Source organism: Pseudoalteromonas sp. SD03, assembly GCF_040937955.1.
GTDB classification, from domain to species: domain Bacteria; phylum Pseudomonadota; class Gammaproteobacteria; order Enterobacterales; family Alteromonadaceae; genus Pseudoalteromonas; species Pseudoalteromonas tetraodonis.
Genome location: NZ_CP162514.1, coordinates 2,721,385 through 2,746,019, shown reverse-complemented (window position 1 = coordinate 2,746,019; position 24,635 = coordinate 2,721,385). Strand labels below are relative to the sequence as shown.

The 24,635-nt window shown below is 40.3% G+C and carries 21 protein-coding genes; 13 read left to right on the top strand and 8 right to left on the bottom strand.

The window, feature by feature from the left end; translation table 11 throughout:
- Positions 1-132 precede the first annotated feature (132 nt).
- A complete protein-coding gene (pdsS, locus tag ABZP26_RS12845; RefSeq protein WP_058155177.1) occupies positions 133-2,268 on the bottom strand; it encodes a proteobacterial dedicated sortase system histidine kinase in 2,136 nt (711 codons plus the stop codon).
- A complete protein-coding gene (pdsR, locus tag ABZP26_RS12840; RefSeq protein WP_368485033.1) occupies positions 2,262-2,957 on the bottom strand; it encodes a proteobacterial dedicated sortase system response regulator in 696 nt (231 codons plus the stop codon). The genes pdsS and pdsR overlap by 7 nt, the downstream gene beginning before the upstream one ends.
- A 227-nt stretch (positions 2,958-3,184) precedes the next feature.
- Here pdsR and pdsO point away from each other — a divergent pair, with 227 nt between their 5' ends.
- Genes pdsO through ABZP26_RS12825 form a run of 3 tightly spaced genes read left to right on the top strand, consistent with a single transcriptional unit; the run spans position 3,185 to position 6,538 of the window.
- Entirely contained in the window at positions 3,185-3,910 is a 726-nt protein-coding gene (pdsO, locus tag ABZP26_RS12835) for a sortase-associated OmpA-like protein PdsO (protein WP_016900447.1), read from the top strand.
- Between the two features lie 25 nt (positions 3,911-3,935).
- Complete coding sequence (locus ABZP26_RS12830; protein ID WP_368485032.1) at positions 3,936-5,936, top strand: marine proteobacterial sortase target protein; 2,001 nt, start codon at positions 3,936-3,938, stop codon at positions 5,934-5,936.
- Positions 5,933-6,538 carry a class GN sortase gene (locus tag ABZP26_RS12825; protein ID WP_368485031.1) on the top strand — a complete coding sequence of 202 codons (606 nt, stop codon included), beginning with the start codon at positions 5,933-5,935 and terminating at the stop codon, positions 6,536-6,538. The genes ABZP26_RS12830 and ABZP26_RS12825 overlap by 4 nt, the downstream gene beginning before the upstream one ends.
- On the opposite strand, the gene ABZP26_RS12820 is transcribed toward ABZP26_RS12825, so the two are convergent.
- Positions 6,433-7,392 carry a DMT family transporter gene (locus tag ABZP26_RS12820; protein ID WP_041695769.1) on the bottom strand — a complete coding sequence of 320 codons (960 nt, stop codon included), beginning with the start codon at positions 7,390-7,392 and terminating at the stop codon, positions 6,433-6,435. The two genes, ABZP26_RS12825 and ABZP26_RS12820, sit on opposite strands and share 106 nt — an antisense overlap.
- Before the next feature lie 131 nt (positions 7,393-7,523).
- Between ABZP26_RS12820 and proB the strand changes: the two genes are divergently transcribed.
- From proB to gltX, 3 genes are all read left to right on the top strand, one after another.
- Positions 7,524-8,627, top strand: a complete 1,104-nt coding sequence (gene proB, locus ABZP26_RS12815) for a glutamate 5-kinase (RefSeq protein ID WP_368485030.1) — start codon at positions 7,524-7,526, stop codon at positions 8,625-8,627.
- 106 nt (positions 8,628-8,733) lie between these two features.
- Positions 8,734-9,093, top strand: coding sequence for a glutathione S-transferase N-terminal domain-containing protein (locus ABZP26_RS12810; RefSeq protein WP_008111110.1), 360 nt, complete (start codon positions 8,734-8,736; stop codon positions 9,091-9,093).
- A gap of 50 nt (positions 9,094-9,143) precedes the next feature.
- Positions 9,144-10,628 carry a glutamate--tRNA ligase gene (gene gltX, locus ABZP26_RS12805; protein WP_368485029.1) on the top strand — a complete coding sequence of 495 codons (1,485 nt, stop codon included), beginning with the start codon at positions 9,144-9,146 and terminating at the stop codon, positions 10,626-10,628.
- 57 nt (positions 10,629-10,685) lie between these two features.
- Here gltX and ABZP26_RS12800 read toward each other — a convergent pair whose 3' ends face one another.
- Both ABZP26_RS12800 and ABZP26_RS12795 read right to left on the bottom strand, forming a co-directional pair.
- On the bottom strand, positions 10,686-11,537 hold the full coding sequence (locus tag ABZP26_RS12800; protein ID WP_368485028.1) for a lysostaphin resistance A-like protein: 852 nt from the start codon (positions 11,535-11,537) through the stop codon (positions 10,686-10,688).
- A gap of 87 nt (positions 11,538-11,624) precedes the next feature.
- Positions 11,625-12,020 carry a hypothetical protein gene (locus ABZP26_RS12795; RefSeq protein ID WP_368485027.1) on the bottom strand — a complete coding sequence of 132 codons (396 nt, stop codon included), beginning with the start codon at positions 12,018-12,020 and terminating at the stop codon, positions 11,625-11,627.
- Positions 12,021-12,176: 156 nt separating this feature from the next.
- On the opposite strand from ABZP26_RS12795, the gene ABZP26_RS12790 reads away from it, so the two are divergent.
- The 4 genes from ABZP26_RS12790 to ABZP26_RS12775 all read left to right on the top strand — a co-directional run bounded on the left by ABZP26_RS12790 (position 12,177) and on the right by ABZP26_RS12775 (position 17,148).
- Positions 12,177-12,881 (top strand): DUF3581 domain-containing protein, encoded by a 705-nt coding sequence (locus tag ABZP26_RS12790; RefSeq protein WP_368485026.1) that lies wholly within the window; start codon positions 12,177-12,179, stop codon positions 12,879-12,881.
- Between the two features lie 91 nt (positions 12,882-12,972).
- The gene (locus tag ABZP26_RS12785) at positions 12,973-14,220 is read left to right on the top strand and encodes a DEAD/DEAH box helicase (RefSeq protein WP_368485025.1); all 1,248 of its coding nucleotides are present in this window, start codon (positions 12,973-12,975) and stop codon (positions 14,218-14,220) included.
- 235 nt (positions 14,221-14,455) lie between these two features.
- Complete coding sequence (locus ABZP26_RS12780) at positions 14,456-14,782, top strand: hypothetical protein (RefSeq protein WP_075169753.1); 327 nt, start codon at positions 14,456-14,458, stop codon at positions 14,780-14,782.
- Between the two features lie 503 nt (positions 14,783-15,285).
- The gene (locus ABZP26_RS12775) at positions 15,286-17,148 is read left to right on the top strand and encodes a hypothetical protein (protein WP_368485024.1); all 1,863 of its coding nucleotides are present in this window, start codon (positions 15,286-15,288) and stop codon (positions 17,146-17,148) included.
- 801 nt (positions 17,149-17,949) lie between these two features.
- Here ABZP26_RS12775 and ABZP26_RS12770 read toward each other — a convergent pair.
- Positions 17,950-18,906 (bottom strand): methylenetetrahydrofolate reductase, encoded by a 957-nt coding sequence (locus tag ABZP26_RS12770; protein WP_008110265.1) that lies wholly within the window; start codon positions 18,904-18,906, stop codon positions 17,950-17,952.
- Between the two features lie 240 nt (positions 18,907-19,146).
- On the opposite strand from ABZP26_RS12770, the gene ABZP26_RS12765 reads away from it, so the two are divergent.
- Entirely contained in the window at positions 19,147-22,029 is a 2,883-nt protein-coding gene (locus ABZP26_RS12765) for a M16 family metallopeptidase (RefSeq protein WP_368485023.1), read from the top strand.
- A 75-nt stretch (positions 22,030-22,104) separates the two neighbouring features.
- Here ABZP26_RS12765 and ABZP26_RS12760 read toward each other — a convergent pair whose 3' ends face one another.
- Positions 22,105-22,419: a helix-turn-helix transcriptional regulator gene (locus tag ABZP26_RS12760; RefSeq protein ID WP_013465706.1), complete on the bottom strand. Its 315-nt coding sequence runs from the start codon at positions 22,417-22,419 to the stop codon at positions 22,105-22,107.
- A gap of 1 nt (position 22,420) precedes the next feature.
- Positions 22,421-22,828, bottom strand: a complete 408-nt coding sequence (locus ABZP26_RS12755) for a hypothetical protein (protein WP_368485022.1) — start codon at positions 22,826-22,828, stop codon at positions 22,421-22,423.
- Between the two features lie 326 nt (positions 22,829-23,154).
- Here ABZP26_RS12755 and cysE point away from each other — a divergent pair, with 326 nt between their 5' ends.
- The gene (gene cysE, locus ABZP26_RS12750) at positions 23,155-23,973 is read left to right on the top strand and encodes a serine O-acetyltransferase (RefSeq protein WP_010387694.1); all 819 of its coding nucleotides are present in this window, start codon (positions 23,155-23,157) and stop codon (positions 23,971-23,973) included.
- A gap of 17 nt (positions 23,974-23,990) precedes the next feature.
- The gene (locus ABZP26_RS12745; protein ID WP_368485021.1) at positions 23,991-24,635 is read left to right on the top strand and encodes a hypothetical protein; all 645 of its coding nucleotides are present in this window, start codon (positions 23,991-23,993) and stop codon (positions 24,633-24,635) included.

The window sequence follows — 24,635 nt, the reverse complement described above, 5'->3', positions numbered from 1 at the left end:
TTTGACTCCTCCTAGGTGAGTAGACTAAGACTGAGCGAATGAATTAAAAGTGAATCGTTACACTTGAGTGTGAATTAAATTGTAACTGCAAAGCTTTAAAATAAAGCGGTTTATAATTAAACCGCTTTTTGTTTAATTATTTAAAGGCAGGTTCACGGTAAACACCACACCGTTGCCTTGCTCATTATTGTGTGCTGTTACTGTACCGTTATGGTAATCACACACCAGCCTGACAATATAAAGTCCTAAACCTAAATGCGGTTGTTGCTGCATTTGCTGGCTGCGCACCGATACCATAGAGTCAAAAATATGTTCAGTAAGTCCGTCAGGCAATAAAGTACCTGTATTACTTACCGTTAATGTTGCTTTGTTTTCGCTTTGCTTCAGACTGACTTCAATCGCGGTGTTGGCTTCACTAAATTCCAAGGCATTATTTATTAGCTTATCGAGTAGTTGGGCTATAAATTCGGGAGCGCCTATCATGGGTAATTCACCTTGGTGTATATCCAATGTAAATAACTGTTTAGGGTAAGTTAGCTGGTAGCCTTGCATGCAGCCATTGATCACCTTTTGCAAATCAAACGGCTCAGACTCATTACTTTGAATGCTTTGCTCAAGTCGGGTTGCTTCACTCATGGTGGTAATTATTTTTCCTAAACGCTCAACTCCTTCACTGGCACGCTCAAGATATTTTTGACTCAGTTCACTTTGCTGCAAGCTTTGTAAGTTCTCAAGTGATGAACGTACAACAGCAACCGGCGTGCGCAGCTCATGAGATAAGCGCGACGACATATTTTCTAAATAATCGGTATACCCTCCAAGTCGGCTCACTATATTTGAAAAGCTACGCGATAAATCGCCTATTTCGTCATTGGCATCGCTGTAATTTATATAGCCTGTTATCCGCCCTTGTGCATCAATGGCTTGCTCTGCTGTATCGCGTAGTCGCCTAATACGACTTGATATACGTGAGGCAAAAAAGAACAAAGTGACTGTGCCAATTAACATGACCGCTAAAATCACATTAAATAGTTTTTCCAGCGATTTATTACGCAGTGTGCGCACGCCATTGGTGGTTTCTTCAGCTATAACTGCGCCAATAACCTTATCCTCAATCCAAATAGGATACGCGGCCGATAATATTACCGCTTTGTTATCGGGGGTGAGTCGCCAAGACGAGGCCGGTTGGCCTTTGAGTGCTTTGGCTAAATGAGTGCCTTGCATTGAGGCGACATCGTGTAGGGTGTCTATAAACTCATCTTCGGGACGGGTTAAAATTTTATAGTACAAAGGATGCAAATAGGTCTGTTCAAAGCGCTGCCATGCGGTTTTTGGCGCTTGATTTTTTAGCCCATCAGCCCATACGCCATCGGCATTTTGAATACTGCCCGATTGCGCTAAAACACGGTGATGATTATCGACCACCCAAATGCGACTGCCGCTGTGGCCCATGCCTTTTAATATACGGTTTATTTCAGGGGAGGGCACCAGTACTGAGCCTAAATCATTTGGGTTATTTAAGTTGGATGTAGACATGATATTAGGTGTTTGGCTTGGCTGTTTACTATCAACATCAGCAATGGCAAACCCCAGTTTATTGCCAAGCATACTCAAAGGAAAGCGCAGCTCAAGGTTGTAACCTGTTTCAGTTTTTTTAAAGAAACCCTGAATTTTAGTAAAAGGCATTTTACTGTAGGCATCAAATGCGTTGACCCAGCCATCTTGGCGCGGAGCAATAATATAAGTATTAAATTGTCCATCAGGATTTTTTAGGCCAATTTTTATGTAATCGTTATTGGTAATGCTGAGGCTATTTTTAGCACGGTAAACTAAAGCATCATCTGTGACTTTAAATACTGCATATAAGTAATTATCAAACTTACCCACCATGTGGCTAAATGATAAGTCGCGCAGTTGATGGTTATCATTGGCTGTTTGTAAGTAGCGTTTATCATAAAGCCAAAACAGCGATTGATAAGCGTCCCAGTCGTTGAGTTTGCCATCGAGCTGAATCGGGCTTTTTAAATTATAAGCATAGAGATCGCGGCCTTTTACCACCTGATCTAAAAAGTTGGTTTGTTCGTCAAATAAAGCGGGGCGTTCATGCAGGGCCGTGGCCAGTGCGCGTGTAGTGCCTACCAACGTTTTTTCTTGGCCTTGGCGTAAAAACTTTTCCATTTCCCATACATATTCGTAGCCAAGCCATGGCAACAAAAACAAAAAGCACGAAAGTAGGATAAATTTACTGCGTAGGCCAAATCTCAGCATGTGGGTTGCTCCCACCTATAGCCCATGCCATACACGGTATCTATACAGTCAAACTGGCTATCGAGTGCTATAAACTTTTTACGAATACGTTTTACATGCGAGGTAATGGTGCTGTCATCTACATAAATTTTAGCATCACTCATTAAATCGTTACGGCTTTTAACGTGCCCTGGTCGCTGAGCGAGTGAATGCAGCATCCAAAATTCAGTCACGGTTAAATCAACTAATTGGTGTTGCCAAAGCACCTGCATACGTTGCGTGTCGAGTGTTAGTTGGCCGCGTGTTATCAGTGCGTTAGCATCGGCGGGTTGCTCTAATGCTTCCATACGGCGAAATAGCGCGCCAATACGCGCAGCTAAATGGGCTAAGCTAATGTCTTTGGTTAAGTAGTCGTCGGCGCCCATGCGCAGGCCACATACGGTGTCTATTTCGCTGTCGCGAGCGGTTAAAAAAATAATTGGTAAGGTTTTAGACAGTGAACGCAGTGTCTGGCACAGTAAAAAGCCGCCATCTATTTCATGGCCTAAACCAATATCAACAATGGCTAAATCGGGAAGCGCTTCTTTAAAGGCCGCTTCTGCTTGAGGGCGGTTTTCATAACCACTCACCTGATAGCCTTGAGCGCTCAGCATTTCTATGTAGTTTTCGCGGATTGCGTTTTCATCTTCAATGATAGCTATTTTTTTCATTTTTTAATTACTCATATTGACTTAGGCGCACTATAGCGAAGTTTTTGCGCTAAGTACGGTTAAAAACACAATTGCCATTTTTTTGCCACAATTGCTCAGCAGTTTGCCATTTTTGATCCCCTTTGTTGCCACTTCATGCTGTTTTAATACAACTATTGAAATTACAGATACAACGCAAGTGCCAACCAATAGCTTGCCAACCCATTACCAATAGTAAGGAATAAATCATGAAGAAAACATTAATCGCACTCACACTCGTTAGTACTTTTTGCGCTCCTGCTTTTGCCGCGGATACTCCATCGAAAGAAGCAAAAAAGGAAACCATAGTCGGCCTAAGCACAGGTGCCATTATCGGTGGCGTTGTTGGTGGGCCTATTGGCGCGTTTGTAGGCGCATTTGCTGGTGGTTTGATTGGCGATGCCAAGGTGGCTGAGCAAACCATTGCTGAGCAGCAGCAAGCTTTAACTGTAATGGCAGAGAAAACCAACGACTACCAACATGTTCTTAATCATAACAGCCACTTAGAAGCGCAACTTGAGCTACTGGCTCAGCAAAATGAGCAACTAACGCAATCACAGCTTAATAATTTATTGGCGATGACAGTGCAATTTAAAACAGGCTCTAGCGATATTGCTCCTCATTTTGCCAAGCAGCTTGATCAATTAGTTGCGTTATTAAAAAGCCAACCGCAACTCGCGCTTGATTTGAGTGGCTTTGCCGATCAGCGTGGTGAAGAACAAGCAAACTTATTACTTTCAAAAGCCAGAGTAAACGCCGTACAAAGTTACTTAATTAAACAGGGGGTTAGCCATACACGCTTAAGCGCACAAGCATTTGGCGAGCAGCAAAGCATAGCAAACAGTAACACCCTTGAAGATAACTTTTTTGATAGACGCGTTACCCTCACTACCCGTGCGTTAAATCAGTCAAGTAATCAAACAGCAAGCAATTAACAGCGTGCGTTCGAGGGAGTGATTTATGTTGAGTAAACCCACCAAAGTGCTTACCAAGGTAAGCCTTTTTATTTTTATTATTATCGTGCTTTTGGCCAGCTTTAAAAGCCATGCACAGTCGCCAAAACTATCCTTGTTTGATAGCCAAGGAGTGGCGGTTAATCCTGGGGTTATTTTAAAAAGCGATGCAAAAATGACCCTAACAGGACTAATTAATCATGTTGTAGTAACGCAGCACTACATAAATGAAAATCCTTTTGCAGTAAATGCACGTTATGTTTTTCCTTTACCCGATGAAAGTGCTGTGCAAGCAATGACCATGCGTATTGGTGAGCGAGTGATTCACGGTAAAATAGCAAAAAAACACCAAGCAGAAAAACAGTATCAAGCTGCCAAGCAAGCAGGGAAGCAGGCCTCTTTGGTTCGTCAGCAGCGTGCAAATATGTTTATTACAAATGTGACGAATATAGGGCCTGGTGAAGAGATTGTTATAACGCTTGAATATCAAGAGATTATTGATTACCAGCATGGAACCTTTGCGATTCATTTTCCAACCACAATAACGCCACGGTATCATGCAACAACAGGGAAACTGAACGAAGAGCAAGATAAGCGTACGGTAAAAAGTGATCATACATCTTCGTTTACTCCACAAGGATGGTTAAGCCCTATTTATACAAAGCAAACCAATGAGGCGGCTAATGCCAGCGATTTAAGCTTAACAATTAACATGGATATAGGCTTAGAATTGGTTGATATAAACGCTAAGTACCATCAGGTAAATATTGAAAACTCTGCGTTTGGGCAATACAGCATTGTGCTAAAACCACAGCAAGCAATAAATAAAGACTTTGTACTGGAGTTTAAGCCACTACAAAAAGCGCAAGCTCAAGCCGCACTTTTTACTCAGCAAGCAAAAAATGGTGAGCAGTTTGCGTTAGCAATGTTAATGCCGCCAAGCGATCAGTTTACCCAGTCTGAGCGTTTGCCGCGTGAAATGGTGTTTGTGGTTGATACCTCGGGCTCTATGCATGGGCAGTCTATGGAGCAAGCTAAAAAAGCATTGTTTTACGCACTCTCGTTACTTGATAGTGATGATAGCTTTAATATTATTGGCTTTAATAATCAGGTTACTGCCATGAGTGATACCCCTTTAGTTGCTAGTGACTTTAATTTACGCCGTGCAAGGCGCTTTATTTATAACTTGCAAGCCGACGGTGGTACTGAAATACAAGGTGCGCTTGATGCCGTACTGAATGGTGCGCAGTTTGAGGGTTTTGTACGCCAAGTGGTGTTTTTAACCGATGGTAGCGTGAGTAACGAAGATGAGTTATTTAAAAGTATTGCGCGCACTTTAGGTGACAGCCGCTTATTTACCTTCGGCATTGGTAGCGCACCTAATCGCTTTTTTATGCGCCGCGCTGCTGATATAGGTAAGGGGTCTTATACCTTTATTGGTAGCACCTTTGATGTGCAGCCAAAAATGCAGCAGTTGTTTGATAAACTCGCTCATCCGGCGATGACTAATTTAGCGTTAACAAATACAAATGGAGACAGCTTAGATTTTTGGCCCTCCCCATTACCGGATCTGTATTTTGCTGAGCCTATTATGGTGGCTATTAAATTAGATAATACCGATACAATTACTTTTACTGGGCAAACAACGCATGGTGAGTTTAAGGTTAAGCTTAATTCGCAAGCAAGCTCAAAAGCCACAGGAATTGATAAGCTCTGGGCACGTCAAAAAATAAAGTCATTATTGCTATACAACCAACAAAGTGTTGTAAAACAGCAAGTGCAGCAACTTGCGCTTGAGCATCAATTACTTAGCCCATTTACTGCGTTTATTGCCATAGAAGAGAGCACCATTAAAGAAGTTGCTAAACAAACTACACAAGTGGCTAATTTAATGCCACAAGGAATGAGTATGCGCTTGCCGCAAACTGATGGGCAAAGCAAAATGCATATTGTGTTTGGAGCTTTAATGCTACTAGGTGGCCTGTTGTTAGTAAGGCGCTGTAAATGAAAAAGTGGTTGAGCATAGGTTTACTAGCCTTAGGACTGAGCCTATTTGGCCATGGTGCATATATGCAGGCAAAGGCATGGCTTGCACAAGTGTTAATAGAGCAAGCATGGCAAACAGCCCTTAAATCACCCAATAAAAAAATTAAGCCGTGGTTTTATGCTGATAGTTACCCAGTGGCACAAATAATATGGCCAAAGCATAATAAACGACTAACCGTGCTCGATGGCGCAAGTGGTAGAAATTTAGCGTTTGCGCCCAGTCATTTTTTAGCTGCGGGGGTATTAGGTGGGGCTGATGTTGGTAATTCGCAAGGAGCACTTATTGCTGGCCACAACGATACCCACTTTGCGTTTTTAAAAAACGCTAAAGTGGGGGAGCAATTTTCTCTGCAATTACAAAATGGCCAAGTGCAGCATTATTCAGTGACACATGTTGAGATAATTAATCAGTACAACACCGATTTTTTGCATCAAGCAGGGCTGTATTTACTGACCTGTTACCCTTTTGATTCGCTGGCCTCGGGTACCGATTTAAGGTGGCTAGTATCGGCTGAAATATCCTCACCCGAGGTAGCGTTAGGAATATCGACCACTAGTTCTTGATGGCGTTGGCTTATCATTACGCCTATAAACACCACAAATATGCTGATCCACTGGCCAAGTGTCAGTACTTCGTTAAGAATAATGGCTGACAAAATTAAAGTGAAAATTGGAATTAAATTAGAGTAAGCCGCTGCGGTTAACACCGACACTTTACTAATCGCGTAGTTGTACATACCGTACCCACCCAAAGTAACACAAGAGCCTAAGTACAAAATGCTCATTAGTGCGGTTAAATCGTGTTGGTTTTCGCTGGGAAGGTCAATAAATAATAAAAACGGAGCAAAAAACAAACTACCACTCACGCCTTGCAGAGCAATTAATGTGAGTGGGGAATAGCGGTTAGCTAAATGTTTTATACACACGGTATAAAATGCCGCGCACACCATGGCCATTAATTCTAAAAAATTTCCCAGTAATGGGTTTGGGGCTTGGCTTGAACTCGGTGAGAGCAAGGTCAATAAAATACTGCCGCCAATACACAGCGTAAAACCCACCACAATAGCTTTACTAATATGCTCTTTGAGCATGAAAAACGCTAAAAATGCCACAATAATGGGTAAGCAAGACACAATAACCCCCGCCTGAGATGCAGAGGTGTACTCCATTGCGTGGCCTTCAAATAAAAAGTACAAGCAAGGCTCTGCCAGCGACATGCCTAATAAATACTTCCAATCGCCTTTTAAATATTCAAAACGAATTACGTAACGCCATAAACATAACGAAATCAGTAAAGTGGTGAGCATACGTAAAAATATCACCAAGGCCGGATCATAAATCGCAATCGCGTATTTAAGTGCAATAAAGGAGCTACCCCACAAAAAGGTGGCAATAATTAAACATAAACTGGCAGGCATAAGGTGTAATTTAATCGGTTGAATATAGTGCGATCCTAGCACGCAGAGGGGGGGCTTGAATATTTTTTACTTGTTCAAAAATACCGAACTGGTATAAATAAATTCATCATTTATTGCGCTAAGTAAAAAACATGCAAAGGGATCAGGTCATAGTTGTAAAGCTAGGTACAAGCGTACTCACTGGCGGTACCGATAAGTTAGACAAAGCACATATGGTGGAACTTGTTCGCCAATGCTGTGAGCTAAAAAAGCAAGGTCACCAGGTTATTTTAGTTTCTAGTGGTGCGGTTGCCGCAGGTCGCGAACAGTTATTAAAACCCTGTGGGCGCACATTAATAGACAAACAAATGTTGGCCGCCATTGGACAGGGGCAGCTCATTCATATTTGGCAAAGCTTATTTGCGTTGTATGGTGTTAACGTGGGGCAAATGCTACTAACGCGCGCCGATGTTGACGACAGAGAGCGTTATTTAAATGCCCGCGATACTCTCAATGCCTTATTAAATTATGATGTTGTGCCGATCATCAATGAAAACGACGCGGTTGCTACCAGTGAAATAAAAGTAGGTGACAACGATAACTTATCGGCATTAGTGGCTATTTTGGCCAATGCCGATAAATTACTATTGCTGACCGATCAACAAGGGTTATTTACCAGCGATCCGCGCACTGACATTAACGCCACCTTGATTGACGAAGTTACTCATATTAATGATGAGTTACGCCAACTTGCGGGTGGCAGCGGTACAAATCTAGGCACAGGGGGTATGGCAACCAAACTACAGGCAGCCGATATTGCCAGAAGAGCTGGGGTTGAGGTGATTATTGCCAAAGGCGCTGATGAAAACGTGATTTTAAAATGCATGAGCGAACAACTGCCAGGCACCCGTTTTTTAAAACTTACCGCCCCTAAAGATGGCCGAAAAAAATGGTTATTAGCAGGGCCTAAAAGTAGCGGCCAAATTTTAATTGATGCCGGTGCGGTGCATGCATTGCAATCTAAGGGGGCCAGTTTACTTGCTAAAGGCATTACGCGTGCAATAGGTGAATTTGAACGTGGAGATTTAATTAACTTAATTGATGTAAACCAGCAAATTATTGCACGCGGGTTAACGCGCTTTAGCCATCTTGAAATCGATAAAATAAAAGGCGCACACTCTAATCAAATCAGCCAATTACTTGATTACGACAGCAGTGCCGAAGTACTACACAGAGATGATATGGTGGTGTTGTAATTAAGCACTTTTTTAACGATATAGCGCAACGTATAATCCGCTTATAGTGTTGCGCTTTTTTGTGTTAAAATCTTGCACCTTAAATTTGTTGTAAAGAGTATTGAAGATGAAATTAGTTCGCTGGGTTTTAGGTTGTATCATCTTATTTTTTAATTTTGTTTTTACGCCGCGTAGCAAAAAACGTGATCCGCAAGAGCAAACTAAGCTTGATCAGCAAACCGCACAATTTAAGCTCTATCAATTCAAAGCATGCCCTTTTTGTGTAAAAGTGCGCCGTTCAATTAAGCGTGAAGGCTTAAAAATTGAAACACGCGATGCAAAAAATGATGAGCAATACCGCCAAGAGCTATTAGAGCAAGGCGGAAAAGTTAAAGTACCTTGTTTACGTATTGAGCAAGATGGCCAAGTTAAATGGCTTTATGAATCAAACGATATTATTGCTTACTTAAACAAAGTAGCCGCTTAAAATATTTATTGGTATTTCATACCATCTCACTTATTAAAAGAGACATTACCATGACAATTCGTACCCGTGTTGCTCCGTCGCCAACTGGTGACCCGCATCTTGGCACCGCTTACATTGCCTTATTTAACTACTGTTTTGCTAAACAGCAAGGCGGTGAATTTGTACTTCGTATTGAAGATACAGACCAAGTTCGCAGCACACCTGAATCTGAACAAGCCATCATGGATAGCTTACGCTGGTTAGGCCTTGAGTGGGATCATGGTCCTGATATAGGTGGTGAGTTTGGTCCATACCGTCAATCTGAACGCAGTGATTTATATAAAAAATACGCCCATCAGTTAGTTGAAGACGGCAAAGCATTCTATTGTTTCGCAACCAGCGAAGAGCTGGACCAAATGCGTGAAGAGCAAATGGCCGAAGGTCTGCGTCCTAAATACGATGGCCGAGGCTTAAACCATAGCGAAGACGAAATTAAAGCAAACTTAGCAGCGGGTAAGCCTTACGTTATTCGTATGAAAATCCCAAGCGAAGGCACGTTTAAATTTAACGACTACCTACGCGGTGAAATTGAGATCCCGTGGGAAAACGTTGACATGCAAGTGCTATTAAAAGCAGATGGTTTTCCAACTTACTTTTTAGCTAACGTGGTGGATGATCACCATATGCAAATTAGCCACATTTTCCGTGGTGAAGAATGGATAAACTCAGCGCCTAAGCTATTAAAACTGTATGAAGATTTTGGTTGGGAAGCACCCGTACTAGGTCACTTACCATTATTGCGTAATCCAGATAAATCAAAATTGTCCAAGCGTAAAAACCCAACGTCTATTAATTACTATAAAGAAATGGGTTACCTACCAGAAGCGGTACTTAACTACTTAGGCCGTATGGGTTGGTCAATGCCTGATGAGCGTGAAAAGTTCACCCTTAATGAAATGATTGAGCACTTTGACATGAAGCGTGTATCGCTTGGTGGCCCAGTATTCGACGTAGACAAGTTAAGCTGGTTAAACGGTATGTGGATCCGCGAAAACTTAACTGATGCAGAGCTAATGCAGCGTTTTGTTGACTGGAAATTTAATGGCGACATGCTTGCTAAAGTATTACCAGAAGCTAAAACGCGTATAAATACGCTCTCTGACATGGTTGATTTAGCAGGGCACTTTGTAGGCGGTATCCCGACTTACGATCCAGCGCTATTAACAGCCGGTAAAGCTGACGAAGATGTTATTCGCCAAGCATTACAATTTTTTGTATGGCAGCTAGAAGGCTTACGTAGCTTTGAAAAACCAGCTATTTTTGCAATTGCAAAAGAAGTCGCTACCTTCCACGAGCTTAAAATTAAAGACTTCTTAGAGCCTATATTTGTGGCTATTACCGGCAAAACATCATCTACCTCGGTATTAGATGCAATGGAGATTTTAGGGTCTGACCTATCGCGTGCACGTTTACGTGTCGCGCTTGCCCATTTAGGTATTTCTAAAAAGCAGGCTAAAAAGATAGAGCGCGCATACCGTGATTACCCAAGTGCGTAATCGCGTATACAGATTCAAAAGCCGCTTAATTTAAGCGGCTTTTTTGTGCCTGTAATTCTAAGATGGAGTTGCCAGCATAGGGTAAGTAAATAAGAAAAAATGAAACACGTTAACGAGCCAATGACATAAAATGGCCCATTCTAATCGGCTAGTTTTATAGTAAATATAGCCATAACCAAAACCTGCAACGGCCGCCACGAGCATATAATGAGTACCCGCTGAAAAGTGTGCCAGTGAAAATACACAAGTACTGATAGCCGGTGCGAGCAGTGCAAACCTGCTCGGGGTTATTAGTTTTGAAAGCTTAGTTTGTATCACTCCCCTAAATAATGCCTCTTCTGCAACGCAGGTAAAAAGTAGGTTGATAGCTATAAATAACAACCAAAATTCAGGTACTTTTGGGGCAAATTCAACAAGGTTTAACGTTAAAGCAGTTATGAGCGCCGCTAAAATAGTGATAACTATAATTAAAGCAGGGTAGCCGATAGTTACTGGCTTTGCCGTTTTATTTTTTTCAAAAACATAAGCGCTCAGCATTAAACCCGCTAATGCTTTATCAAAATTAGCATACAAGGTAAATGCAATTGCGTTACTGGTGATTTGTTCATTAACAACAATAGGCAGGTTATTAAAACCCGCAAACCAATGTAAGGCCAACCCGAGTGAGGCTGTTATAAATAAAGACGTTAGAACATTACGTTTTAACGCTGAGGTTGCCAATAGCGTAAAGTGAAACAATCCCACATAAACAGCTATAACAGCAACCGCGTTTAAATTTATATATTCTTGATAATAGGCGCTAATAATACTTAGCAGCAATAAGTATTGCCATAATGGTTGGCGAAATACAGAGAGTTTACACTGCGGGAAAACACATAAAATAGCGGCAGCTAAAAAGTAAAAAGTCATTGGCAAATACAGCTTGTTGTTTGATAGAGGAAATGAGAGAAAACGAATCACATAGCGTTATAGTCTCAATTAGATAATTTTGAGCTATTAATAATTATAGGCTTGTCCGGTACAAGTAACGGCTAAATCACAATTGTAGCGGGATACTGATTGGCATTGCGCCAGTGTAAATGCATTGCCACCTAAATAAAGCACATCGTTTTTAAGGGATTCTATAGCTTGTGATTTCAAACGGTTATAGCTAATTGAGGATGTTCGCGTATCATCTGATACATCGCAGCTTTCGCCTTTTATTCCACCAAGGGGGCTTGCACCTCTATCGAGAGCGTCTTGTACACTGTAAAACTGCTCTAGGCCACGTTTTTTAATGTGGCTTGAAACGTGTTCTGATAAAACGTCGTCGTCGATATTGGTTGTGTAAATAATGTTATTACAGCCAGTTAATAATGAAACCGCGCATATTAATAAACAAAAATACTTCATTAGTTAATCCCTTAAACTCGTATTTGCCTAATTTACTTAGTTAATTAGCGAGTTGCAAATTATCATTTTTCGCCTTTATTAAACAGATTCGACCTCTCAAGATTTTTTTTCTGGTAGTATAGCTAGGTTATAAGCAGTTTAAGCAGTGAACACACTATGTTAAGTCCTTACTATCAGCAGCATGCTGATTATGTTTCAATTTCTCGTGAGCAAGGTTGTCGCTTTGCTAAATGTGTAGCCGACGACTACAACCCGCTTCATGATAAAGACGCTAAAAAGTTTTGCGCACCAGGAGACTTACTTTTTTCTCTAGTGTTAGACCGCTATGGCATTAGTGAGCGAATGGAGTTTACCTTTGCCGGTATGGTTGATGAAAATACCAAGCTAAATTTTCCAGAACAACCTGGAGAAGAGTTTGATGTAAACCATGGCGAAAAAGTAATTTTAAAGGTTAAACGCGACGGTAAAACCAGTAAATGCCCAACACTTACAAACAGTTTAATAAAAAATTATGTTGAGTTCTCAGGTGCTGCGTTCCCGCATGTAATTATTCCTTTAATGGGCAAGCAAGAGGTAATGATAAATCCTGCGCGGCCTATGATTATTTATGAATCAATGATAATTAACCTTAATAACATTGATATTAAATCACCGACCCTTGAGTTTGCTGAGCCAAGCTTTGAATACGCTGGTAAACGCGGAAAAATAACCTTGCGCTTTAATTTACTCGAAAACGGCGAAAAGGTGGGTTTTGGTGAAAAACACATGGTGGTATCGGGTATTCGTGAGTACTGTCAAAGCACCGTAGATGATTTAATTGCATTTTATAATGAGCGTAAAGCCATATTAAAACCAGCTTAAATACTTCATTTTACTTAGGCGCTATTTAGCGCCTTTTTTATTACTTAAGCTCAGGTATAATAGCGTTCTTTGTTATTTTAAAGCCAAGCTTATGTCTGCCACATCGTTCTCATCACTAGCCCTAGACCCGTTACTATTAACTGCAATAGAGCAAAATAATTACACTACGCCTACCGCCATTCAGCACAAAACGATACCGCCAATTTTAGCGGGCAAAGACGTGATGGGCAGCGCTCAAACTGGCACCGGTAAAACAGCTGCTTTTGTTTTGCCGCTATTACATAAGCTTTTAAATACCACTAAAAAAGACGAACCAGGCATTGCCCGTGTGGTTATTTTAACGCCCACTAGGGAGCTTGCTCAGCAAGTATTTGCAAGCTTTGAAAAATACGCACAAGGTACAGATATAAAAGGTGCACTTGCTTATGGTGGCGCAAGTATTGGTCCACAAATCAAAGCACTTAAAACAGCGCAAGTAATAGTGGCAACGCCAGGGCGCTTACTTGATCACATAGTGAAGGGCAGTGTGGTGCTTTCAAGCGTGGACTCTTTGGTATTTGATGAAGCAGACCGTATGCTTGATATGGGTTTTATTGACGAAATTAGACGAATACTGCGTCATATCCCAGGCGATCGTCAAACCTTACTGTTTTCCGCGACCTTTGATGACAGTGTTTTTGAGCTAAGTAAAAAATTGCTCAAAGACCCTGAGCTTATTGAAGTTGATAAGCGCAACTCTGCTGCTGTAGAGGTTGAACAAGTTATTTACGCAGTAGATGAAGACAGAAAGCGCGAGCTGGTATCGCACATGATTGGCATGAAAAACTGGCGCCAAGTGCTTATATTCACTCGCACTAAACAAATGGCCGATAAACTTGCCAAAGAAATGTGTAAAGATGGTTTAAAAACCGAATCTATTCATGGTGATAAATCACAAGGTGCTCGCGACCGCGCTCTTCATAACTTCAAAGAAGGCAGTACACGTGTTCTAGTGGCCACCGATGTAGCAGCGCGCGGTTTAGATATACCGGCACTTAAATATGTAATTAACTTTGAATTACCATACATAGCTGAAGATTATGTACACCGTATTGGCCGTACAGGACGAGCTGGCGAGCAAGGCCTTGCTATGTCGCTAGTGAGCTTAGATGAGCAATGGCTGCTTGAAGAAATTGAAGTACTGCTTGATACCCGCTTAACACCACAATGGCTTGAAGGCTATGAGCCCGACTTAAATAAGCCGCCTAAAGATAACCGCAAAAACACTAACAAAGCGCGTAAAGATCGCGATAAAAAACGTATTACAGGGCAAAGAGCGCCAAATAGAAGACGTAAATAAAAGCGTTCAGTTTTTAGCTATCAGTTGTCAGTAAAAAGAGCCCAACACGGCGTTGAATTTAGCGCCGTGGTCTGCTGTATATTCTTAACTCACTACCTCTATCAGTTAGTTCTTTTTAGCACATAGCTTAAGTGTTAAGTCATTGTATTGTTTACATGGAATTAATAAAGTGTAATTATTTTGCCGAGAATGAAATCAGGTGATTAAAACGTAAAATATAAAAAAGGAAGTGGAATTGGATTATCTCAATTGGTTGAAAAAGGAATACGCTGAGCTAGGTAATGTGTCAGACGAAACTATTAATGCTCATATAAACTCAGCAAAAATGGACTCTCAGCTATTTAGGGAGTTTATCAAAGTCTTAGGATTTTTAATTTTTGTGGTTCCATTCAATTTGTATCTATCTATTTCAGGGGTGGTCACTTTTAATAGTATTTACTATTGGCTTATTGTGATCTTTTCGAGTTTTATTGGGGTTTTTGTTGCATTGTATTGCGAGCAAACCTTAATTAAAAAACAGCTAAAAAAAACAATCCACGATAAACACAGTAATAAAATATAAATTTAAAAAGAAATTGACCGGCGAATTACATTATAAAAATAAAAAGGCAAGCCATAAAGTTGTAGTAGCTCATATCTGATCGTACAGCTGAGGAGAATTAGTTTAGATTTCACCTGACAAGCAGCTATGAGCGAAGAGCGGACCGTCAGTCTTTGCGGTATGCTGTTTCAAGCTCAAAGCTGCCATTGAAGTTAGACCTACTGATGTCGTCTTTGATTCGAAAGCAGAAGAAAACTTTGGCTTAACTAATGAAATAAAATCCGATAAATAGCTCTAAATAAGGCTTCTTATACTATCTCATTTTCAAATTTCAATACTAAAATTTAATCGAAAACTCCGAAAGCGGACATTCGATCGTTGGGCATTATAGGTATGACAATTCAATTTCTATCTCACTTTGGGGCACAAAGCGATTTATGCATATTTTCTATTAACAGAGAGTTAATAGCAGAAGGCAAGACTCCTTAAACACTTTTTTAGTATCGTTATTTTTTGCTGTTGTGATGGTATATAATTTTGGGGAGGAACTGGGCATTGGTGAGAGTGGTGTGATCAATATATTGAAAAATAAAAACATAATTCCATTTAAAAAAGAAGCTTTAGCATTGCTAGAGGAACTGCAATGCAAGATTCATAGTTATGAGAAAGATGGCTATTATGAATGGGTTGATGAATATAAAAGGCGCTACAGTGAAGTTCTAAATTATGTGAATAATGGAGCAATACCTCATTGTGGGTTTTCGGATAACCTCCGATTCTCTGACTTGCCATGCGTACCTGACTTGGTGAGGCGTAGACGATTCTATGGTTATGATGATGCCAACTTAAAAAAAGCAGTTCAAAGTGCGGGTTATTTTTGGCTTCCAGTGTCTTTCGAAAGCTTAGAAGTCTTTTATGCTATCTGTACTTCTAGCACCCATACATCATGTATTAGAAGCAAAACAGGCTATAATGAACCAGTTAACTTCGCAAGAGCACTACCAGAACTACGTAATAGTGAGTGGTATATATGCTGTCGATTTCAAAACTATGTAATCGAGAGAGGTGATAGCTTAAATTTGCCTTTCAAATTTACTAGAAGTGATGATAGCACCCTGATTATTGGTAAAGATTTTGACTTCAATAAAACTGTTCAAGAGTTTAGCAGAACGATTCTAGATTTGTATAAAGGGGTTTATACATCCATTAATAAAAGCTATAGCAAAAACATCAAGTTAGATGTTTTTGTTCTCGACAACGACATTAATTTTCGTTCTTGCATTGAAAATGCTCTAGATCTACTTAACGGAGTTAGCCTACCAAGGAACAGAAAAATTATCATAAAAGAGGTGCTTGAGGGTTATTCTGATAAAGAGTCGTACATACCAAACTACAGAATCACAATTTCAGATACTCAAGACCTTGTAGAGTGTTATTTAACTTTGCTATTTATCCCCCTTCCATCTTTCGTAGAGATGATTACGCATCGTGCTAAAAGCTTAGAACACTCACTAAAAACGATACCCAAACACCCTACAGAATTCCCTAATATACTGATTGACACCCTGAGAAGTGATTTGCAAATCGTGTGTAATTATCGAAGTGAGTTACGAGGTATATCCGAGGAAGTTGATCTATACAAATATGAAAATTATGTAAATGAAGGCCGTATCCCAGGCTACGCTCAATATAACTTTCAAATGAATTGGGAACTTATCCCAAGAAATATTTTTATAGCCGTTTATGAGCTATTTGAAACGTACAATCACCATCAAACACTTGATGACTCTATTGCAAAGTTACCTGCGAAGTTCGACATTGACGATGAACTACAAGAACACATTTTGAGATCTTTACAGAGTTTTGGAAGAGATACTTCAAATTACTTGAAGGAAAACAACAGTAAAGGCCAGACTTTTAAAAATGAGACACAGATTACCTCGAAGTTGGTGACCTATCTCGATAATCACAAGCAGTATATTGTTCATGGTGAATCAAAAGAAGGGGCTGGGCGCCTAGATATTAAGATTGAGTACAAATATAGTAATAGAAAGCCACTAATGATAGAAGGGAAACTGTTCAAAATTGCGGAGGGGGTAAAGAAGCCAAAGGAATCTAAAATTCATGAAACCTTCAATAGCTCTATTAGGCAAATAGAGCACTATACAGATCATGGTGACTCTGTGGGGATGCTGCTATTTTTTACGCTTGACCTGAATGAAGGGGAGATTGCTCAGATTATTGGAAAGAAATCATCAAGCAATGGGTTCTCAAAAATACCAAAGAGCCTTCAAAAGAATAAAATAAATTACGTAGTGAAGAAGGGAGGCAGAGATTATCCAATTAGATTTATGAAACTAAGCTCAAAGCCCCCCTCAAAAAGGTAGAATTAGATAATTATGAGATAACAATACTTTCATATATCTAGCATCGGCTAAATTTATATAGCTAGGTGATGCGGCTAAGGAATTGCTAGCCAAAACTTTGTAAGTTTCTAGCACACTATGGGGGCGTTAGCGCCTTAGAGTATATATGCTAAATTCATTTAAAACTTAAATCATTCCAATGTCCGCTTTGGGGATTTGAGATCTAAAACCATGTAAAAATTTTAGGCATAATTTCAGTTTTGAATAGATGTAAACTTTCAAGTTAAAAAGTAAGCTTTAGGGTATCTGAACTGCCATATTTAACTTAAAAGCTAACTTCCGCTAATGGCTAACAATAGACATTTCAACTTTGATATTTCTATGACTGCTTTGGTAGTATTTGTGACAATAAATATAGATCCAAATACAAATACTGAATGTCCGCTCATGGCACAAAGCAGTCACTGGTAACGTTAACGCGGTAAGTTGGACTGTTTCTGGTAAATTCATTATTTTTGTCGGATGGCGTGGCTCCGCCACTTATCCGACCAACGTCAAAATGTAGATTGGTTAAGCCGAAGGCGCCACCCAACAGGCTTTCAAATTCACTTTTTATCCGCAATTGGCACTTTGCCGAAATTCAGCTTTGATAAAGCCCTACAGTTTAAACCTGACAGTTCAAGTTAGTACTTATTAAAATAAACGAAGCTAACTACTTGAACTGGCTTATTCGATGTCGCTTATTATTGTTGCCCGAACCCCGAACCCCGAACCCCGAACCCCGAACCCCGAACCCCGAACCCCGAACCTCGAACCCCGTAATTAAGCTATTAGTTTCTCCGCAAGGTTGAGTTCCATTGTTGCTTTTAATAAACGGTATAAGTTAATAGACGCGTCTATTTCTTCTTTACGGTTGGTTAAGCTTTCAATATTTAAACCCAGTGGTACACCTAAGTGAGCACAGCTTTTTAAAATTGAGTCGAGATTTTCACGACAAATACGTACCGATTCGCTTAGTGTATTTTCCGAATCAAGCATGCGCCATTTAGTTGCCTCTGGCACTGAGATACCTAGCCATTGCATAAACTCTAAGGTTTTTTCACCACCACAAGGCGTAAAGGTTAATATAATCCGATTAGGTGTCAGGCCTTGTGCTTTGCATGTGCGCGCATAACTGGTTATTAAATCTATGGTTGCTTGTGCATTATAAACGGCTTGAGAGATAAAAAACTGGCATCCTTGAGCTGTTTTTTCTATTAAGCGTTGGTGCTCGTTGCGCTTATTGGCATGGCGCTCAGCAATGGTTACACCACCTAAAAAGAAGTCTTCTGACTGCTCTGCCAGAGTTTTGTAGGCATTCGGTAAGCTCAGCTTTATATCACCGGCTGATGATGGGCTACCCACTAACACCACGTTTTTTAAATCGTAGTCATTTTTAGTTTCATCTAACCACGCTTTAAACTCACTCACACCGCGCTGAGCTACACTTTTATAAGTAATGACATCAAGATCAGATAAGCCTCGTAAGAGTTGACTGTACTCGCGCGGATCAACTGTTTGCTTAAATGCAAATGGACGCGCTTGCTCTGTACGGCTGCTTTCATCTTGAATGTCATAAATAATCACACCGTCATATTCAATTTCGTGTAAACGGCCTAATAACTTTTCGGCAATGACTTTTAATTGCGCTTTATCAGTCCCAATTTTTGGCGGTGTTGTGCCAATTAGGTAAACACCTTGGTTGGTGTCCTGTATTTTTTCTTGAAGTGATAAAGCCATAATCCTCATTCCAGCTTAATTTGTGATGATGGATTTAATATAGCAGCCATTTAGACGTCTAGATAGATTTATTTTGTTGAAAGTTTCTCAACTAACGTGAATTATTTTCATAGTTAAATTAAATAACTGACACAGTTGTTTACATAATTAATAGGCTTAGGGCTCTTATATTTAATTACTTTACGGCATACTTAGTTTGGTAAATGTTTTAAAAATTGCTCAATTTAAAAAGGGATAACAATGAAATTTAAATTATTGGCAACTAGCCTAGCGGTATCGCTGGCCTTAACAGGTTGTGCTATGCCGCAAAGTCAAAACACGCAAACAGCAGCTCAACAAGAACAAGTTAATAAAGCAGATGAGCGTGTTTTTTCACAAGATTACCTAATAGAAGAGCTAGATAACGGCCTACGTGTGATGGTAGTTAAAACCGATTACCCAGATGTAGTATCGCTACAAATACCGGTGTCTGTTGGCTCGCGTAATGAAGTGGAAGCAGGTAAAACTGGTTTTGCTCACTTTTTTGAACACATGATGTTTAAAGGGTCTGAAAAGTTTCCGCAAGATGTGTATTCAGATATTTTAAAAAATTCAGGGGTTGATAACCGCGCCTACACAACTAACGATTACACTAACTACCACTTAAATTTTTCAAAACAGCATCTTGATAAAGTACTTGAGATTGAAGCTGATATTTTTCAAAACTTAAGCTACACCGAAGAACAATTTAGAACGGAAGCGCTTACCGTTAAAGGCGAGTACTTAAAAAATAATGCCAGCCCAATTCGTAAATTATTAAGTGCGGTACGCCAAGAAGCGTTCGATAAACATACCTATAAACACACTACTATGGGCTTTTTTGAAGACATTGAAGCCATGCCAGATCAAATGGCCTACGGTAAAGAGTTTTTTGCTAAGTTTTATAAGCCTGAATATGTATCGCTTGTGATTGTTGGTGATGTTGAGCCAAAAGAGACCATGGCGATGGTTAAAAAGCACTGGGGTAATTGGCAAAAAGGCGACTATGTTGCTGATATTCCAAAAGAGCCAACTCAACAAGCGCCAAAATATGTGCATGAGCAAAACGAAGGATTACCTGGTCACTGGTTACTTGTGTCGTATAAAGGCGCTGCATGGGAGCCTCAGAAAAAAGACAGAGCCGCATTAGATTTACTGTCGCAGCTTTATTTTTCGAGCAATTCAGATATTTACCAAGAGCTGGTAGTAGAAAAACAAATCGCGAGTCAAATGTTTACCTATAACCCAGAGACAAAAGATCCAGGGTTACTGCATGTATTTGTAAAAGTTGAAAATGCCGATGATTTAGCCACAGTGCGTGATGCTATAAACCGTACCTATGCCAAAGCGCGTACCGAGTTGGTTGATAGCCAAAAACTTAGCGATTTAAAGTCTAATCTTAAATACAGCTTTATAAATGGTTTAGATTCGTCGCAAGCAATTGCCTCTACACTTGCCAGCTATATGCATTTTGAGCGCGATCCTGAGGTAATTAATCAGCTGTATAAATCGGCAGACAATATCACTAGCGAAGATATTAGAGCCGTTGCAAATAAGTATTTTGTTGATAATGCGCGCACCACAATTACTATGTCGGCACTTGATAAAGCCCCTGGTTTTGAACAAGAAAGCGACTTAAATGCCTTGGTAGCAAAATATCAGCAAGTACCGAGTAAGCCTATCTTTAAGGTGCTGGATAAAACTAATAGCTCGCCGTTAATCGATATTAACTTATTATTTAATACCGGTGCCGCTGCTGATCCGCAGGGTAAAAAAGGGGTTGCAGCGCTCACTGCCGCAATGCTGGCGCAAGGTGGCTCAACCTCAATGAGTTACAAAGATATTAAAAAGGCAATGTACCCGCTGGCGGGTAGCTTTGGTTATCAAATAGATAAAGAAATGCTGTCGTTCCAAGGGCGTATTCATAAAGATAATGCAGCTCAGTGGTATGCCTTAGTGAGTGAGCAGCTGCTAAACCCAGGCTTTAGAGAAGATGACTTTAAGCGTCTGAAAAAAGAAATGATCGATGGCATTAAATCGGGTTTAAGAGCCTCTAATGATGAAGAGTTGGGTAAAGAAGTCCTCTACAGTGTGCTTTATAAAGGCCACCCTTATGAAAGCTATAACTACGGTGACTTATCTGACTTAGAAGCGCTGACCCTTGATGATGTTAAAGCGTTTTATAATGCTGAACTTACACAAGCTAAACTTACTGTGGGTTTAATTGGTGCCGTGCCTGAAAAACTCAAAGCACAAATGTTAACTGATTTAGCGACGCTCCCTAAAGGTGAGCAAAGTCGCTTAACAATCCCTGATGCGCCAGTACTTAAAGGTCATCATGCAACGATTGTTGAAAAGTCAGCGCAATCAACGGCTGTGTCGTTCGGGTTCCCTATTGATACCATTCGTAGCAGCGAAGACTGGACCGCATTGTGGTTAGTGCGCTCGTACTTTGGTGAGCATCGCAGTTCTAACAGTTACTTGTACGAACGTATTCGTCAAACGCGTGGTATGAATTACGGTGATTACGCCTACATTGAATACTTCCCTCGTGGTATGTTTCAAACTAAACCGGATGCAAACTTAGGGCGCTCTGAGCAAATATTCCAGGTGTGGCTGCGTCCACTACGCTCAAACAACGATGCGCATTTTGCTACCCGTACCGCATTATTTGAACTAGATAAGCTAATTAAAAATGGCATGACTGAGGCTGATTTTGAAGCCACACGTAACTTTTTAATTAACTTTGTGCCACAAATGGTTGCTAGTCAAAATCGCCAGTTAGGTTATGCGCTAGATAGCGAGTTTTATAACACCGATAGTTTTGTAAACTACGTCACAAGCAAACTGAAAACATTGACTGTTGACGATGTAAATCGAGTGATTAAAGATAACCTACAAACTGAGAATATTCACTATGTGTTTGTTACCGGTGATGGTGAAGATATGCAAAAACGTTTAGCAACTATGCAAACCTCGCCTATGGTGTATAACACCGATAAGCCTGCCGAGTTAGTGGCTGAAGATAAGGTAATTGCTGATTATAAACTGGCAATTCCTGCGAAAAATATTGAAGTAGTGAAAGTGGATAAAGTATTTCAATAATTTAAGTTTTTAAGTATTAAAAAATGCCACTGTGCCGTAAGCATTGGGGCATTTTTATATTTTAGGTTGTAAATACTAGTTACTAACTAATAGTACTGAGGCTGCACCAAGGGCAAAACTAATAACAGAGCTAATAATCAAACCTGCAATAAAACTTTTAGATGGACTGTTATTGGCATCATTTTGGTTGTTTTCATCAAGCTTAATAAGCTCACCTTGGCGTACTTCAAATACCGCACATAAGGCCATGGTGGTTTCTTTAGACGCTGCACCTTCTTTTTCTACTCGTTGAATGGTTCGTAAGCTTACATCGCAGGCATCGGCAAGCTGTTGTTGTGTCCAATCGAATGTGTGCCTAAGCGACTTTACCGTTGTAGGGTTTAATTGCATGTTAAAGTTTCCCTACAATTAGCTCTACGACTGTTGCAGTGGTATAGCCAAATACTGCACCACCTAACGCGCAGCCTAGGATAAAAAAAGCCGCTTTTTTAGGATCGCTAGGAAGACTACTTTGAACTTGCTTGGCAAGCACTTGTTGATCTTTGTAAAGAGTGCATTCAAGTCGTCCTGTGAGTATATTGAGCATGTCAAATTTCACTTGGTACTGCGAATTTTCAAAATCAAATGTGTGTGAGCTTTTTATATTAACACTGCGTCTACTGCTAACTAAGTCATCGTTAATATAGACTTCTTCTTTACCTGTAAAGTAGCTTCCAAAACAGGCTATTTGGTTATCGCCATCTTGAAAGTAAAATTTATAGCCTAATTTTTTTGTATTTAATATGTCGTTTTTCATCATCGTTATCCTTGTTGAGTTGATGATGCTAATTTAGCGTTTATTATTATTTTTTACGCCGTCAGCAGTACGCCAGTGGCTATTTTGGCACATGACACACGTGCTGTCATATATTGTTATTTATTGATTTTTATTAACTTATTTTATTTTTGCACAAATGGTTGAACCTGCCTAACTGTCATATGACATGACTTGAAAAAAGTAATATAAACCTGAAACTTAACTGGTTATATATAATAACCAGAACAAATAACGAAGGGATTAACACCTAGGCGGCTAAATCCGTTAGAATTGGCGGTAGGCTCTTTGTAATAACTTAAGGCAGTATTATGCGTCATGAAATTTGGCAACAGCTTCGTAGTGAAGCAAATGAAGTAGTAACTCGTGAACCCCTTTTAGCGAGCCATGTGTATTCGTGTATTTTAAATCATGAGTGCTTAGGGTCGGCATTGAGTTTTATTGTTGCTAACAAGCTAGCTGATGCTGTGGTTTCTGCTTTTACAATCCGTGAGCTGTTTGACCAAGCTTTTGTAAAGTGTGACCGCATGCTGACACATGTTGCTCATGATATTAAAGCAGTAAAAGATCGTGACCCTGCCGCCGAAACCTACCTTACTGTGATTTTAAATTTAAAAGGGTTTCACGCCATACAAGCACACCGCTTAGCTAACTGCTTATGGCAACAAAACCGTAAAGAGCTTGCGCGCTTTATTCAAAGTCGTACCTCAGAGGTGTTTGGGGTTGATATTCACCCTGCTTGTAAAGTAGGCCAAGGCATCATGTTTGACCATGCCACCGGTATTGTTATAGGTGAAACCGCCGTAATTGAAGATAATGTATCTATATTACAATCGGTTACATTAGGTGGTACGGGTAACGAGCAAGGCGATCGCCACCCTAAAATCAGAGCGGGCGTACTTATTGGCGCGGGCGCTAAAGTACTGGGTAACATTGAAGTAGGCGAGGGCGCACGTATTGGCGCAGGTTCAGTGGTATTAAGCCCTGTGCCGCCTCACACAACTGCTGTTGGCGTACCTGCAAAAATTATTGGTCGCCCTGATTGTGAGTGCCCGGCAGAAAGTATGAACCAAAACTTTTTAGAATATCCCGAGCCAGAAAACGAATCGCACACCAGTGCAATGCTTTAATTTTTGAGTACCTAGAAATGATATATAAAAGTAACCTTGTGGCTATGCTGCTCTGTTTTTCTTCAGGCGTGGCGTTAGCAAGTGGTTACTTTTTGTTTTTTAAAGATTCCACTCGTGTTTCCTCAGCGCCCAAACAAGCTGTAATCTCTTCGGTTAGCACTCAAGTCAATAATCAGCCAACTACTTTGCAAGGCCTAGTGCAGGTCAATAAAGCCCAAGTGGCTGATCAACAAACTCAGCTAGCACAACATGTGGTTGAGCTTAATCAGCGGCTTGAAAAAAAATCAATCCAGCTTAAGCAGTCTCAACAACAGCTAAAGTTAAATCAATTAGAAAGTGTAGAGCTTGATGATGAGCTCGCAATACAGTTTGAGCAAGAGGCTGATAATCTCGAATGGAGTTACGAGCTTGAAGTCGCGTTAACTGACTTTTTAATTATTAATGAGTTTGCAGATAGCGCTGAGCTTACAGCGCTAAAGTGTAAGCAAACAATTTGTAAGTTTGAGCTTACCATAAACCAACATGCCGTTAATTATGGAGCTAAATTATGGCGCGAGCTAAACGATAAACTTCACCTTGAACCTTGGTGGCAGCAATTTAAACTCAGTGCATCTCAATCTAACGATGCCCGTATTGAGTTTACTGTTAGTACGCAAGGCTAG

Bases quoted from the DNA above. Each gene is read 5' to 3' on its own strand.
- pdsS (WP_058155177.1), bottom strand. From the start codon at position 2,268: ATGCTGAGATTTGGCCTACGCAGTAAATTTATCCTACTTTCGTGCTTT.
- pdsR (WP_368485033.1), bottom strand. From the start codon at position 2,957: ATGAAAAAAATAGCTATCATTGAAGATGAAAACGCAATCCGCGAAAAC.
- pdsO (WP_016900447.1), top strand. From the start codon at position 3,185: ATGAAGAAAACATTAATCGCACTCACACTCGTTAGTACTTTTTGCGCT.
- ABZP26_RS12830 (WP_368485032.1), top strand. From the start codon at position 3,936: ATGTTGAGTAAACCCACCAAAGTGCTTACCAAGGTAAGCCTTTTTATT.
- ABZP26_RS12825 (WP_368485031.1), top strand. From the start codon at position 5,933: ATGAAAAAGTGGTTGAGCATAGGTTTACTAGCCTTAGGACTGAGCCTA.
- ABZP26_RS12820 (WP_041695769.1), bottom strand. From the start codon at position 7,392: ATGCCTGCCAGTTTATGTTTAATTATTGCCACCTTTTTGTGGGGTAGC.
- proB (WP_368485030.1), top strand. From the start codon at position 7,524: ATGCAAAGGGATCAGGTCATAGTTGTAAAGCTAGGTACAAGCGTACTC.
- ABZP26_RS12810 (WP_008111110.1), top strand. From the start codon at position 8,734: ATGAAATTAGTTCGCTGGGTTTTAGGTTGTATCATCTTATTTTTTAAT.
- gltX (WP_368485029.1), top strand. From the start codon at position 9,144: ATGACAATTCGTACCCGTGTTGCTCCGTCGCCAACTGGTGACCCGCAT.
- ABZP26_RS12800 (WP_368485028.1), bottom strand. From the start codon at position 11,537: ATGACTTTTTACTTTTTAGCTGCCGCTATTTTATGTGTTTTCCCGCAG.
- ABZP26_RS12795 (WP_368485027.1), bottom strand. From the start codon at position 12,020: ATGAAGTATTTTTGTTTATTAATATGCGCGGTTTCATTATTAACTGGC.
- ABZP26_RS12790 (WP_368485026.1), top strand. From the start codon at position 12,177: ATGTTAAGTCCTTACTATCAGCAGCATGCTGATTATGTTTCAATTTCT.
- ABZP26_RS12785 (WP_368485025.1), top strand. From the start codon at position 12,973: ATGTCTGCCACATCGTTCTCATCACTAGCCCTAGACCCGTTACTATTA.
- ABZP26_RS12775 (WP_368485024.1), top strand. From the start codon at position 15,286: ATGGTATATAATTTTGGGGAGGAACTGGGCATTGGTGAGAGTGGTGTG.
- ABZP26_RS12770 (WP_008110265.1), bottom strand. From the start codon at position 18,906: ATGGCTTTATCACTTCAAGAAAAAATACAGGACACCAACCAAGGTGTT.
- ABZP26_RS12765 (WP_368485023.1), top strand. From the start codon at position 19,147: ATGAAATTTAAATTATTGGCAACTAGCCTAGCGGTATCGCTGGCCTTA.
- ABZP26_RS12760 (WP_013465706.1), bottom strand. From the start codon at position 22,419: ATGCAATTAAACCCTACAACGGTAAAGTCGCTTAGGCACACATTCGAT.
- ABZP26_RS12755 (WP_368485022.1), bottom strand. From the start codon at position 22,828: ATGATGAAAAACGACATATTAAATACAAAAAAATTAGGCTATAAATTT.
- cysE (WP_010387694.1), top strand. From the start codon at position 23,155: ATGCGTCATGAAATTTGGCAACAGCTTCGTAGTGAAGCAAATGAAGTA.
- ABZP26_RS12745 (WP_368485021.1), top strand. From the start codon at position 23,991: ATGATATATAAAAGTAACCTTGTGGCTATGCTGCTCTGTTTTTCTTCA.